Annotated in this window: 12 protein-coding genes and 1 pseudogene; 9 read left to right on the forward strand and 4 right to left on the reverse strand. The window is 72.6% G+C overall.

From position 1 onward, the window contains the following. The 9 genes from AOK00_RS06310 to AOK00_RS06350 all read left to right on the forward strand — a co-directional run. The coding region (locus tag AOK00_RS06310; RefSeq protein ID WP_055599323.1) for a phage tail protein at positions 1–383 on the forward strand (383 nt) is incomplete at its 5' end. Position 384: 1 nt separating this feature from the next. Then, positions 385–1,125 (forward strand): CIS tube protein, encoded by a 741-nt coding sequence (locus AOK00_RS06315; protein ID WP_055599324.1) that lies wholly within the window; start codon positions 385–387, stop codon positions 1,123–1,125. Continuing rightward, positions 1,122–2,936: a VgrG-related protein gene (locus AOK00_RS06320; RefSeq protein WP_055599325.1), complete on the forward strand. Its 1,815-nt coding sequence runs from the start codon at positions 1,122–1,124 to the stop codon at positions 2,934–2,936. Before AOK00_RS06315 ends, AOK00_RS06320 begins: the two co-directional genes overlap by 4 nt. Before the next feature lie 48 nt (positions 2,937–2,984). Next, on the forward strand, positions 2,985–3,383 hold the full coding sequence (locus AOK00_RS06325; RefSeq protein WP_055599326.1) for a GPW/gp25 family protein: 399 nt from the start codon (positions 2,985–2,987) through the stop codon (positions 3,381–3,383). A gap of 10 nt (positions 3,384–3,393) precedes the next feature. Next, positions 3,394–5,382, forward strand: coding sequence for a putative baseplate assembly protein (locus AOK00_RS06330; RefSeq protein ID WP_055599327.1), 1,989 nt, complete (start codon positions 3,394–3,396; stop codon positions 5,380–5,382). Beyond that, on the forward strand, positions 5,379–5,972 hold the full coding sequence (locus AOK00_RS06335) for a phage tail protein (protein WP_055599328.1): 594 nt from the start codon (positions 5,379–5,381) through the stop codon (positions 5,970–5,972). Before AOK00_RS06330 ends, AOK00_RS06335 begins: the two co-directional genes overlap by 4 nt. Before the next feature lie 5 nt (positions 5,973–5,977). Then, positions 5,978–7,273, forward strand: a complete 1,296-nt coding sequence (locus AOK00_RS06340) for an NADase-type glycan-binding domain-containing protein (protein ID WP_055599329.1) — start codon at positions 5,978–5,980, stop codon at positions 7,271–7,273. A gap of 197 nt (positions 7,274–7,470) precedes the next feature. Continuing rightward, positions 7,471–8,514: a phosphotransferase enzyme family protein gene (locus AOK00_RS06345; RefSeq protein ID WP_055599330.1), complete on the forward strand. Its 1,044-nt coding sequence runs from the start codon at positions 7,471–7,473 to the stop codon at positions 8,512–8,514. Beyond that, positions 8,498–9,250, forward strand: coding sequence for an NUDIX domain-containing protein (locus AOK00_RS06350; RefSeq protein WP_159041688.1), 753 nt, complete (start codon positions 8,498–8,500; stop codon positions 9,248–9,250). Before AOK00_RS06345 ends, AOK00_RS06350 begins: the two co-directional genes overlap by 17 nt. A 96-nt stretch (positions 9,251–9,346) precedes the next feature. On the opposite strand, the gene AOK00_RS06355 is transcribed toward AOK00_RS06350, so the two are convergent. The 4 genes and pseudogenes from AOK00_RS06355 to AOK00_RS41325 form a co-directional block, all read right to left on the reverse strand. Continuing rightward, positions 9,347–10,957, reverse strand: coding sequence for a glycoside hydrolase family 13 protein (locus tag AOK00_RS06355; RefSeq protein ID WP_055599332.1), 1,611 nt, complete (start codon positions 10,955–10,957; stop codon positions 9,347–9,349). A gap of 189 nt (positions 10,958–11,146) precedes the next feature. After that, a complete protein-coding gene (locus AOK00_RS06360) occupies positions 11,147–12,022 on the reverse strand; it encodes a carbohydrate ABC transporter permease (RefSeq protein ID WP_055599333.1) in 876 nt (291 codons plus the stop codon). 16 nt (positions 12,023–12,038) lie between these two features. Beyond that, the coding region (locus AOK00_RS40030) for a carbohydrate ABC transporter permease (protein ID WP_254047258.1) at positions 12,039–12,369 on the reverse strand (331 nt) is incomplete at its 5' end. 2 nt (positions 12,370–12,371) lie between these two features. Then, positions 12,372–12,929, reverse strand: a pseudogene (locus tag AOK00_RS41325) (carbohydrate ABC transporter permease); the annotation flags it as partial.

Here is a 12,929-nt window from a genome sequence, read left to right on the forward strand (position 1 = left end):
GCGAGGACCTCGGCGTGTTCAACAGCTGTGACGGTCTCTCCTCCGAGGTCGAGGTGGAGCAGCGCCGGGAGGGGGGCAACAACGGCTTCGTCTGGCAGCTGCCCACCCGTGTCACCTTCTCCACCATCCGGCTCACCCGCCCCCTCACCCCCGAGACCGCCAACGTCGCGGCCTGGATCTCGTCGCTCGCCACGGGCATCACCCGCCCGACCGCGCAGATCGCGGCGCTCCGCGCGGACGGCTCGATCGTGGCGCAGTGGGGTCTGGTCGAGGTGCTGCCGGTGCGCTGGACGGGGCCGACCCTCGACCCGGCCAGTCCGGCCGTGGCGACGGAGACCCTGGAGATCGCGCACCACGGGTTCACCGACGCGGGAGGCGCCTGAGATGGCCCCGTTCTTCGGTGGGTTGACGGCCAGCGGCCTCTCCCGCGCCTCGCTCGCCATCCACCAGCCTCCGACCGATCTGTCGAGCTCGTACGGCGGGAAGCTCGGCGAGGTGAAGTTCGAGTTCAACCCCGACCAGCTCCAACTGAGCCGGTCCGCGAACTGGTTCACCGAGCAGGCCGTCGCGTACGACCGGGGTGCACCGCCCAAGTTCACCGGCAGCGAGCCGGCCCGGCTCCAGCTGGAGGTCTTCCTGGACCGCTCGGGCGACCCGTCGTCGAACGACGTGCAGCAGCAGGTGGAGCTGCTGCTGTCCTGTTGCGAGGTGACCCAGCAGAGCATCGCCGCGAAGGCGCCGTCGCCGCCGTGGGTGCGGTTCTCCTGGGGGTCGTTCTCGACGGTGCAGTTCGTCGCGTACGTGACCTCCGTGTCGGCGACGTACACCCTCTTCAGCCCCAGCGGGATACCGATCCGCGCGACGTGTTCGCTCTCCCTCACCGAGATCTCCAGCGCGACCAAGAAGCAGAACCCGACGTCCGGCGCGCTCTCGGCCCGCCGGGTGCACCGCACGGTCGCCGGTGACTCCCTCGCCTCCCTCGCCTGGCGCGAGTACGGCGACGCGACCCGCTGGCGGGTCATCGCGGAGGCGAACCGCATCGACGACCCGATGCGGTTGCGCCCCGGAACCGAACTGCTGCTCCCGTCCACCACCGAAACGCCGGAGACCGAGGGCGCCTCATGAGCGAGAAGACCTTCACCACCGTCCTCCACGTGCAGCTCGACGGCACGCCGCTGCCGGACCCGCTCGCGGTCCGCCTCACCGAGGGCTGGGTGGACGCGAGCGTCAACGTCCCGTCCGCGTTCCAGCTGACGTTCGGCGACAAGGACGGCACCCTCACCACGAAGTTCCCGTTCCTCAAGGTCGGTGCGATGGCGGTGCTGTCCCCGTTCACCGACGGCAGGCTCGGGGAGCCCATGCTCACCGGCGAGGTCACGGCCGTCGAGGTGGACGCGGCGCCCGGTCACGGCCGGTACCTGATCGTGCGCGGTTACGATCCCGGCCACCGTCTGCTGCGCAGCCGGCGCGTCGAGGGCTATCCGAACATGACGGCCTCCGACATCGTCCGGAAGCTCGCCGGGCTCAACCGGATCCCGCTCGGCAAGGTCGACGCGACGCCGACGGTGTACGAGCTGGCCACCCAGCCCAACATCACCGACTGGGACTTCCTCTCCCGGCTCGCGCGCGAGAACGACGTCCGGCTGTCGCTCGACCCGGCGGGCCGGCTCGTGTTCGCCGCGCTGCCCCCGGCCTCCTCGGCGCCCGCCGACACCACGCCGGCCGCGGCCAGCCCGTACGTCCTGGACTTCGGCAGCAACACACTGCAGAGCCGGGTGTCCGTGACCGCGGCCGGACAGGTCGGAAAGGTCGACGTGCGGGGCTGGGATCCCCGTACCAAGCAGGCGCTGTCCTCGCCGACGCCCGCCGTCGCGAGCAAGGAGATCGTCTCGGACATCACCCCGGCGCAGCTCTCCGCACCGTTCGGTCCGGCCGAACTCGCCGCGACGGACACGCCGTTCACCACGCAGTCGGAGGTGACGCAGGCGGCGACGGCGCTCGCCGACGACGTCACCGGTTCGTTCGCGGAGCTCGAGGTCGCCGTCACCGGCAATCCGGCGCTGAAACCGGGACAGCCGGTGGCCGTGAAGGGCGCCGGCTTCCCCTTCGAGGGGCGGTACACCGCGACCGGGGTACGTCATGTCTTCGCGTCGGGACGGCAGTTCGCAACCTGGCTGACCGTGTCCGGGCGGCAGTTCCGTTCGCTGTACGGGACGGCTTCCGGCGGCGGGGAGGCGGCCCCGCCGATGCCCGGTGTCGCGGTCGCGCTGGTCACCAACACCAAGGACCCGCTCTCGCTCGGCCGGGTCAGGCTGCGCTTCCCGTGGCTGTCGGCGACGTACGAGAGCGGCTGGTGCCGGGTCGCCCAGCTCGGCGGACGCGGGGGCGGCGGTCTGATGCTCCCCGAGGTGGACGACGAGGTGCTGTGCGCCTTCGACCGGGGTTCCCTCGAACACCCGTACGTCCTCGCGGGGTTGTACAACGGCGTCGACAAACACACCCCGGCCACCGACCGGGTGCCGCCCGTCGATCCGACCAGCGGGCGCGTCCAGTGGCGCGCCCTGACCTCCCGTACCGGTCACACCGTGGAGCTGCGCGAGGAGGGCGGCCGGACGCGTGCCTCGCACGGCATCCGGCTGCGCACCGCGAAGGGGGGCCTGAGCGTGGAGCTCAACGAGGCCCGCACCACCCTGACGATCGACAGCGACGGGACGGTGACCATCACGGGCGCGAAGGGGGTGAGGGTCGAGTCGGGGGCGGATCTGACGCTCTCGGCGACGGGGCGGATCACGCTCGACGCGGGGCTCGGCGTGAACATCAAGGCCGGGACGAAGTTCAAGGTCACCGCTCTCACCGAGGCCGTGGTCAACGCGCCGGCCTTCATCTCGGTGACTCCCCCGTTCCCCAATCCCGTCAAGGCGAGCCTGCCGTTCTGACGACGCTTCCGCCGCACCGTCCCGTGGAATCCAGAGGAGGACCTTCCCTTGAGTGAGCACTTCGTCGGCGCCGGCTGGGCCTTCCCGCTGCGGACCGGCCCGAGCGGCTCCATCGCGCTCGTCCGGCGCGACCGGGAGATCGAGGAGTCGATGCGGCTCGTCCTCGCCACCGCGCCGGGCGAGCGGCCCATGCGGCCCGAATTCGGCTGCGCGGTGCACGAGTTGGTGTTCGCGCCGGTCAACGACTCGACGATGGGCCGGGTCCGGTACGAGGTGATGTCCTCGCTCGACCGCTGGGAGCCGCGCATCGACGTGGAGGAGGTCACGGTCTCTCCCGCCCCCGGGGAGCCGACCACCCTCTTCATCGACGTCCGCTACCGGGTGCGCGGTGCCAACAACCCGCGCAACCTCGTCTTCCCCTTCTACGTCATCCCCTCCGAGGACTGAAAGAGCCACCATGGCCCTGCCCGCACCCCATCTCGACGACCGCCGCTTCCAGCAGTTCGTCGACGACGCCAAGCGCTACATCCAGCAGGCGTGCCCCGAGTGGACCGACCACAACGTCTCGGACCCGGGCGTCACCCTGGTCGAGGCGGTCGCGCACATGGCGGACCAGCTCGTCTACCGCCTCAACCGGGTCCCGGAGAAGAACCACCTGGCCTTCCTCGACCTGCTCGGAGTGACGCTGTTCCCGCCCGCGGCCGCCCGCGCCGACATCACCTTCCGGCTCTCGGCGCCGCAGCCGGAGCCGGTCGTGCTGCCCACGGGTACGGAGGTGTCCACCGGGCGTACGGAGACGGAGGAGGCGGTCGTCTTCGCGACGGCCGCCGATCTGACCGTCGTGCCCTGCTCGTTGACGCACATCCTGCGCCAGGAGGCGGGTGGCGCACCCGAGGACCGCTCGCAGGATCTCCTCGGCGGTGCGGACGTGCCCGCGTTCTCGCCCCTGCCTCGCGTCGGCGATCTGCTGCTGCTCGGCCTCTCGGCCGCGGTGCCGGACTGTGTACTCGTCCTCGACCTGGACAGCCGGGTGGACGGTGTGGGAGTGGATCCGCGCAGGCCGCCCCTGGTGTGGGAGGCGTGGACCGGGGCCGAGGGCTGGGTCGCGTGCGAGGTCGACGAGGACAGCACGGGCGGGCTCAACCGCCCGGGCGAGGTGGTGCTGCACATGCCGTCCGGGCACGCGGTGTCGCGCCTCGGTGGGCACGAGGCGGGCTGGGTGCGCTGCCGGGTCGTCGAGGCCGCCGCGGGTCTGCCGTCGTACAGCGAGTCGCCGACGGTACGGGCGGCGGAGGCGTTCACCATCGGCGGGACGGTCCGCGCGGCGCACGCCGAGGCGGTGCGGAACGAGCAGCTCGGCGAGTCCGAGGGAGTGCCGGCGCAGCGGCTGCGGCTGGCGCACGCACCGGTCGTGGACCGGCCGCCGCTGCTGCTCCAGGTCGCCGAGCGGGCGGACAGCGGCGTCGACGAGGAGGACCCCGAGGCCGGCTGGCAGGAGTGGACCGTCGTCCGCGACTTCGCCTCCTCCCGCCCAGGCGACCGGCACTTCACCCTCGACGCGGCCACCGGTGAGATCGCCTTCGGGCCGTGCGTACGTCAACCGGACGGCACACTAAGGCAGTTCGGTGCCGTGCCGCCCAAGGGGGCGGCGATCCGCGCGGTCCGTTACGGCACCGGCGGCGGCCGGTCGGGGAACGTGGCCCGCTCCACGATCACCGTCCTGCGCAGCTCCATCCCGTACATCGCGCGCGTGGAGAACCGCGAGGCGGCGCGCGGCGGGGTGGACGGGGAGACCGTCGAGGAGGCCAAGTCCCGCGCCCCGATCAGCCTCCGCGCGCAGGAACGGGCCGTCACCGCCCGGGACTACGAGGAGCTGGCGCGCCGGGCGGCGCCCGAGGCGGCGCGGATCTCCTGCCTGGCTGCGGACGCCGCCGACGCCGGCGACAACGCGGTCCGGGTCCTGGTCGTGCCGCAGGCCGTTCCGGACCGGGGCGGCCGGCTGCGGTTCGAGCAGCTCGTGCCGGGCGAGGAGCTGCTGTCCCGGGTGACGGGCTTCCTCGACGAGCGGCGCCCGTTGGGCACGCGGCTGGCCGTCGGGCCGCCGTTCTACCAGGGCGTGACGGTGGTGGCGACGCTGCACTCCTTCCGGGCGGCCGAGGCGGAGCGCGTACGGGCGGAGGCGCTGGACGCCCTGTACGCGTACCTGGACCCGCTGACGGGCGGGGCACACGGCGAGGGATGGCCGTTCGGGCGCCCGCTGCGGGCCGGTGAGGTCTTCGCGGCGCTCCAGCGGGTGCCGGGCGTGGAGCTGGTGGACGAGGTCCTGCTGCATCCGGCCGATCCGCTGACCGGCCGCAGGGGTGACACGACGGACCGCATCGAGCTGGCGCCGTCCGCGCTGCTCTTCCCGTTCGACCATCGCGTCCGTGTGATCGAGGCGCGGTGAGCGGGTCCGCGCGGGGTACGGTGCCGGGCCTCGCGACCCCGTACCCGCTGGGTGCGGCGCTGCCGGCCGTGTACGCGGAGGACGATTTCGGGCAGCGGTTCGTGTCGGGCCTGGATGTCGTCCTCGCTCCCCTCTTCAACGTCCTGGACTCCCTGGAGGCGTACTTCTCGCCGGCGCTCGCCCCGGCCGACTTCGTGGACTACCTGGCGACCTGGGTCGGCGCGGAGCTGGACGGCGACGAGCCGCTGCCGCTCCGCCGCCACGCGGTCGCCTCGGCCGTGGCGCTGCATCGGGTGCGCGGCACCCGGCAGGGGCTCGCGGCGGCGGTCCGGCTCGCCTTCGGCGTGCCTCCGGAGATCACCGAGAGCGGGGGTGCGAGCTGGTCGTCCGCGCCGCTCGGACCGTTCCCGGGGGCGCCCGTCGCCGGACTGCACGTGGTGCTCCGGGTCGCCGACCCGGCCGTCGTGGATCCGCACCGGCTGCGCGCGGTCGTGGCCGCGGCCCGTCCCGCGCACCTGCCGTTCACGGTCTCGGTGACGAACTCCCCGCCGCACACGGCGACCTCTTCCCGTACATCCGAAGGAGCTTGACCCTGATGAGTGACGCGCCCCAGTCCCGTCCCTGCCCGGACTGCGCGAGCCCGGTGCGCGCGGCGGACCAGTCGTTCTGTGACAGTTGCGGAGCGTTCCTGCGCTGGGACAGCCCGGCCGCCGCGGCGAGCGCGGAGGGTTCGTCCGCCACCGCGCCATCCGCCTCGTCCGTCGCGTCCGGCCCGCCCGCCCCGCCTGCTTCGGAGTCCGGGGGGACGGTCCCGGAGGAGCGGGAGGCCACGCCGGCGGAGGACGCGCCGCTGGCCGCCGCGGAGCGGTCGGCCGGCTCCCCCGCCGATGCGACGGACGCCGCGACGGACAGCCGGTCCTCCGTCGGTGCCGAGGAGGCGACCGCCCCACTGCCCGCCGTGACCCCCACCTCGGAGGCCCTCGCACCCGCGTCCGGCTCCGAGCCCGCGACCGTCCCCGTGCCGGAGGCAGGCTCGGCGTCCGACGGCCCGTCGGACACGCTCGTACGGTCCCTCCTCGTCCCGGTCCCCGGGAACCGTCCCGCGGAGCCGGCCGTCGCGGCGCCCGTCCTCCCCGCGCGTCCGGAAGCCGCCCGGCCGACCGTCCGGGCCGCCGAGGCGCCCGTCCCCGTACAGGGCGGCACACCGTGCCCGGCCTGCTCGCTGGCCAACACCCCGGGCCGTCACTTCTGCCGCTTCTGTGCCACTCCGATGGTTCCCGAGCAGCTCTCGACGGCCGAGGGCCCGTACGCGGGCCGACGTCCCGGGCTGACCCGCGACCGGAGCCGCTGGATCGTCCGCGCCCTGATCGCGGCAGGGGTGGTCACCGTGGTGGTCGGCGGCATCGTCGGCGGTCCGCCGGCCGTCCGCGCAATCCAGGACCACTTCGCCAAGCGGGTCCCGGTCCACCCGGTGGCCTGGGCGGCCTCCCACTCCGCGCCGACGCAGCAGGCGAAGCTGGCGGGCGACGGGTACTCCAACACCTGGTGGGGCACGGGGTACGCGGGCGACTCGGCGGGCCAGTACATGGAGGCCCGCTTCGCCGAGCCGACCGATCTGCTGAGCGTCCTGATCACCCCCGGCAGCTCGAAGAACACCACGCAGGCCGACGGCCAGGCGACCCCGCGCACCTTCGACCTGGTGGTCAAGGACTCCTCCGGCGAGACACACGTCTCCCAGCACCGCATCAACGACGGCGGCACCCAGCGGGTCGACGTGCGGGTACGGGACGCGCTGACGGTGCAGTTGGTGCTGCGCACGGCGTGGCGGGCGGACGCCACGAAGCAGGTGGCCGTCGCGGAGCTGGAGTTCTTCGGCAGGTCCGTGTCCTGACCCTTCGCGACTCGTCGCCCACGGCGTCTCGAACCCGACGCCGGTCCTCGACCTCCGCGAGCCCCGGATGCGCGCCGTGTCGGACGCGGTGTTGGACCTGGGCCAGGGTGCGGAGGTGAGGGTGGACGAGGCCCGGCTCCAGGCAGCGAGTCGGCGCGGGGCTGGGTTATCGCGCCGCCGCGCGGGAAGGCTCGGTCGTGACCCTCAGCTCCCGTGCCCTGCTCGACCGTGTGACGCTCCTGCTCGCGGGCGAGTTCGGCATCGTCGCTGCCTCCCTCACCGAGGGGCCGGCGGGTACCGAGACCCGTAACTTCGTGGCGGAGACGGCCACGGGCGACCGCTGGTTCGTGAAGACGTACCCGGCCGGGACGGATCTCGTCCGGGCCGAGGCCGCGGTCCGGCTCAGCGAGTACGCGGGGCTCTGCGGCGTGCCCGTGGCGCGGGCCCGTCCCGTCGTCGACCAGGAGCGGCTGGTCGCCTCGTACCAGGGGACGGCCCTCTCCGTGACGGCGTACGTCGCGGGAGCGGTCACGGCCGACGGACGGCTCTCGGGCCGGAGATGGGAGGCCGTCGGCGCGGCGATCGGGCGTCTGCACCGGGGGCTGGCCCGTCATCCGCTCGGTCGGCCCGTGCTCGGCCCGAGGGATCGGTCCTTCGATCCGGGGCGCGCCCGCGTGCGGCTCACGGACCTGGTGCGCCGGTACGAGGTGGAACCGCCGCGCACCGGTTTCGAGCAGTGGGCGTCGAGAGCCGCGCGGGAACGCCTGGCCGCGCTGCCGCTCGTGGAACGGCTTCTGGACAGGGCGCCGTCGGAGACGACCTCGCAGATCGTGCATGGAGACCTGTCGGGCCCGAACGTACTGCTGCGCGGTGACCGCGTCGCCGCCGTGATCGACTTCCACCCGCCCGGCCGGCGGGACCCGATGTGGGAACTGGGGCGCCTCGCGCTCGATCCCCGCACCGTGCTGACCCACGCCGACTGGCCGGAAGGCCTCGCGCGGCTCGTCGCCGCCTACCACGAGCTGCATCCCACGCCGCCGGTGGAGGAGCTGGTGAGCGTGGTGCGGCTGACGGCGGCGTACCTCGGGTGCGCGGTCTACCCCTTGAACACCGTCGTCGACGGGCTGGGACCGGTCACGCCGTCCCTGGAGGAGTACGCCCGGAGCCGTGTCCGGGCGGCGGTCGAACTGCGTGAGCGGCTCGACGAGGCGGAGGAGGTACTCCGTGACCACCTCAGGTAGCGATCACCGCCGGGTGCGGCCCGTGGAGTTCCTCGACGTCCGCCGGATCAGTTTCGTCGAGCACCCTCCGCCCGCCCTGACGGCTTGGGAGCGGGAGGAGGTGGACCGGCTGTGGGCCGGCACGCAGGCCCGCAGTCCCACCACGTTCGACGGACCCCTGGTGGCGAGTCTGGGGATCGACCTCCCCGCGCCCGGTGTGCTGGTGGCGCGCTGGGCGCGGCTCTCGTACCGGCACAGGGCCCTGCGGGTGCTCAGAGCCGCCGGAGACGTGCCGGGGTCGGTGTTCGTCACGGTGCTGTTGCCCACCGAGCGGGGTCTCGTCGTCGGCCGCGGGGCTCCTGCCACGGCCGCGCCCGGCCGCTGGACGCTCCCGGGCGGTTCGGTGGAACCGCCCGCGAGCGGTCACCCGCTCGACGGGGAAGCCCTCCGGCGGGACGCCGCGCGCGAGCTCGTCGAAGAGCTGGGGGTCCGGATCGCCGACGAGGAGTTGCGGTTGTTCGCGGTCACCCGCGGACGCCGGTTCGGCAGCCTCGGCTTCCATTTCCTCGCCCCGCCCGTGCCCTGCGCCCTGCTGCTCCGTCGGCATGCCGAGCTGGTGGCCGCGGAGACCGGGCACGGCGCTGGGCCCGAGCTGGACGAGGTCGCCTTCGTGTCGTCGGCCGCCGAGGCGGACCGGCTCGGTCCCGGCGCGGACTATCTGCCTCAGGTCCTCCGCCGGTACGACGAAGCGGTCTGAGCCCGCAGCCGGCGCGGCGGTCGGAGCAGCCCGGTGCGGCACGGGGCCCTCGGTGCCGGGAGCGCCGTGCCGCGCCGGGTGGCCGTACGAGCAGGGTCAGGTCCGGAGCCACACCGCCGTGTCCGCGGGCAGGCGGCCGTCGGTGGCCAGTGGGCCGCTCGCCAGGAGCAGTTCCTCGTGCGCCGGGAGTCCGGCCGGGGTCGCGGAGAGGTTGACCAGGCACAGCAGGCCCTCGCCGCGGGCGAAGGCGAGTACTCCCTCCGGCGCGGGCAGCCAGGTCAGGGGGCCGTCGCCGAATCCCTCCACCGAGCCGCGCAGTCTCAGCGCCTCGCGGTACAGCGTCAGCATCGATCGCCCGTCCGCCTGTTGCCGGTCCACCGCGTAGCCGTCCCAGTCCCGGGGCTGGGGAAGCCACGGCTCGGAGCCGGCGTCGGGGCCGAACCCGTACCCGGGCGCTCCGGCGGTCCACGGCAGAGGTACGCGGCAGCCGTCGCGGCCGGGGTCGGTGCCGCCGGAGCGGGCGTGCATGGGGTCCTCGATCCGGTGCAACGGCACCTCCGCCTCGGGCAGGCCCAGTTCCTCGCCCTGGTACACGTACACCGATCCCGGGAGTGCGAGGGTCAGCAGCGCCGCAGCGCGGGCCCGTCGGGTTCCGAGGGCGAGGTCCGTGGGTGTGCCGAAGGTCTTCGTGGCGAAGTCGAAGCCGGTGTCGGCGCGTCCGTAGCGGGTGACCGTGCGGGTGACGTCGTGGTTGCACAGGACCCAGGTCGCGGGGGCGCCGACGGGGGCGTGCTCGGCGAGGGTGTCGTCGATGGTGCGGCGCAGCCGCTCCGCCTCCCAGGGACAGGAGAGGAAGTTGAAGTTGAACGCGGTGTGGAGTTCGTCGGGGCGGAGGTAGCGGGCGAAGCGTTCGGAGTCCGGGAGCCAGACCTCGCCGACGAAGACGGCACCGTACTCGTCGGCTATGGCGCGCCACGACCGGTAGATGTCGTGGAGTTCGTCCTGGTCGATGTACGGGTGGGGGTCGACGCCCTCGACGAAGTCGGCGAGGGCCGGGTCCTTGGCGAGCAGCGCGGCGGAGTCGATCCGTACGCCGGCGACTCCTCGTTCGAACCAGAAGCGGAGGACGTCCTCGTGTTCGCGGCGGACGGCGGGGTGGGCCCAGTTGAGGTCGGGCTGTTCGGGGGTGAAGAGATGGAGGTACCACTCGCCGTCCTCGACCCGGGTCCAGGTCGGTCCGGAGAACTGGGAGGGCCAGGTGTTCGGCGGGAGTTCGCCGTGCTCGCCGTGGCCGGGACGGAAGTGGAAGAGCTCGCGCTCCGGGCTGCCGGGGCCGGCCGCGAGGGCGGCGCGGAACCAGGCGTGCTGGTCGGAGACGTGATTGGGGACGATGTCGACGATCACCCGGATGCCGTGTTCGCGGGCCTCCGCGATGAGCTTCTCGGCCTCGGCGAGGGTGCCGAAGGCGGGGTCGATGGTGCGGTAGTCGGCGACGTCGTAGCCGCCGTCGACCAGGGGCGAGAGGTACCAGGGCGTGAACCAGACGGCGTCGACGCCGAGTTCGGCGAGGTAGGGCAGTCTCGCCCGGACGCCCGCGAGGTCCCCGGTGCCGTCGCCGTCGCCGTCGGCGAAACTGCGCGGATACACCTGGTAGATGACGGCGTCGCGCCACCAGTCGTCGGTGCGATGCGAGAGAGGGGCTGCCACGTGACGGTCCTTTCGGGCAGGTCGGGGTTCTTCGTCGCCGGCCCGGTTGCTGCGGGGCGTGGACGGCGGGCCGGCGACGAAGGCATGGGGTGGTGCGGAGGCCGCGGGGCGACGCGGGCGGCCGGGGCCGGGTGGCGAGGTGGCCGGGGCCGGGGTGGCGCCGGTGCCTGCTGGGGCACGGACGGCCGGTCAGCCCTTGAGGCCGCCCGCCGTGAGGCCGCTCATGATGTTGCGCTGGAAGACCAGGAAGATGAGGAGAGTCGGCACGGAGGCGATGGTGAGCGCGGCGATCAGGACATTGACCGGGACGCCGTTGGAGAGGGAGTAGATGCCGACGTTGAGGGTCTGGCCGGCCGGGTCGGGCAGGGTGAGCATCGGCCAGAGGAAGTCCTTCCAGACCCCCACGACGGCGAAGATCGAGACGACTCCGAGGATCGGCCGTGAGACGGGCAGCACGATCGACCACAGGATCCGCATCGGGGACGCTCCGTCGATGGACGCGGCGTCCAGGAGTTCCTTGGGGATAGAGTCGAAGAAGCGCTTGAGCAGGAAGATGTTGAAGGCGTTGGTCACCGAGGGCAGCCAGATCACCCAGGGCGAGTTGAGCAGGTTGCGCTCGAAGACCGGCAGGTCCAGGACGGTCAGGTACTGGGGTACGACGAGGACGGTCGCCGGGATCATCAGGGTCGCGAGCATCATGCCGAGCACGGCCTTGCCGAAGACCGGCCGGAGCTTGGAGAGGGAGTAGGCGGCGGCCACGTCCAGGACGAGCTGGAAGGCGAGCGCGCCGAACGCGTAGTAGAGGGTGTTGAAGAGCAGCGTGGAGAGGTCCATGACCTCCCACGCGCGTGAGTAGTTCTCCGGCGCGAAGGTCTCCGGCACCAGGGTCGGCGGTGTCTGGATGACCTCCTGGGTGTCCTTGAAGCCGCTGGACACCATCCAGTAGAGGGGGCCGAGGAACGCCAGGGTGAAGCCGCCGACGACGACGGCGAGGACCACCCGGTAGAGCGCCTTGCCCCGGGGGCGGGCGAGCTGCGCCGGCGAGATGAGTGTGCGTGTGGACATGCTGGTCTCCCCGGTCCTACTCGTCCTCGGCGCGGCTGAGCTTCACGTACGCCGCCGAGAATCCGGCCAGGAGTACGAGGAGGAGCAGGCCGAGCGCCGCCGCGGCACCGTAGTTGTTGAAGTTGAAGGCGTATTGGTAGATGAGGTGGACGACGGTCGTGGTCGATCCCTCGGGGCCGGCGCCGCCGGTGAGCAGGAACGGTTCGACGAAGACCTGCATCGTGGCGACGACCTGCATGAGCAGCATCAGGGAGAGGATCAGGCGCGTCTGCGGGATGGTGACGTGCCAGATCTTGCGGAACAGCCCGGCGCCGTCGAGCTCGGCCGCCTCGTACAGCTCGCCGGGGNNGCCGCGCCGCCCATGTTCATCCAGGTGGAGGCGATGACGACGGAGAGCATGGAGAGGTCGGGGTCCTGGAGCCATTGCTGCTCGGGGAGGTGGAGGAAGCGGAGGAGTTCGTTGAGGAGGCCGTAGCCGGGGTCGTACAGGTACTTGAAGAGGAGCACCGAGGCGACCGGGGGGAGCATCACGGGCAGGTAGACGAGCAGCCGCAGATAGCCCTGGCCGTGGTGGAACTCGTTGATGACGAGGGCGACGACGAAGGGGACCACGAAGCCGAAGAGCAGCGCGAGCACGGTGAACAGCAGCGTGTTGCGCCATGCCTGCCAGAAGGCGGGGTCGTTGACGACGGTGGCGAAATTGTCGAAGCCGACCCAGGTCGACTGTCCGCTCTCGCTCTTCTGGAAGGCCAGGAGGAACTCCCTGACCATCGGGTACCAGGAGAAGAAGGCGAAGCAGAGCACGGCGCCGATGAGGAAGCCGTGGGCGGTGAGGTTGCGCCGCAGGCTCTTCGCGAAGCGGGCTCGGCCACCGGGGGGTACGGGTCCCGCCGCGGCCGGCGGGGAG

The sequence above is a fragment of the Streptomyces aureus genome, assembly GCF_001418135.1.
GTDB classification, from domain to species: domain Bacteria; phylum Actinomycetota; class Actinomycetes; order Streptomycetales; family Streptomycetaceae; genus Streptomyces; species Streptomyces aureus_A.

Excerpts from the sequence above, each read along its gene's own strand:
- AOK00_RS06315 (WP_055599324.1), top strand. The coding sequence starts at position 385 with ATGGCCCCGTTCTTCGGTGGGTTGACGGCCAGCGGCCTCTCCCGCGCC.
- AOK00_RS06320 (WP_055599325.1), top strand. The coding sequence starts at position 1,122 with ATGAGCGAGAAGACCTTCACCACCGTCCTCCACGTGCAGCTCGACGGC.
- AOK00_RS06330 (WP_055599327.1), top strand. The coding sequence starts at position 3,394 with ATGGCCCTGCCCGCACCCCATCTCGACGACCGCCGCTTCCAGCAGTTC.
- AOK00_RS06340 (WP_055599329.1), top strand. The coding sequence starts at position 5,978 with ATGAGTGACGCGCCCCAGTCCCGTCCCTGCCCGGACTGCGCGAGCCCG.
- AOK00_RS06360 (WP_055599333.1), bottom strand. The coding sequence starts at position 12,022 with ATGTCCACACGCACACTCATCTCGCCGGCGCAGCTCGCCCGCCCCCGG.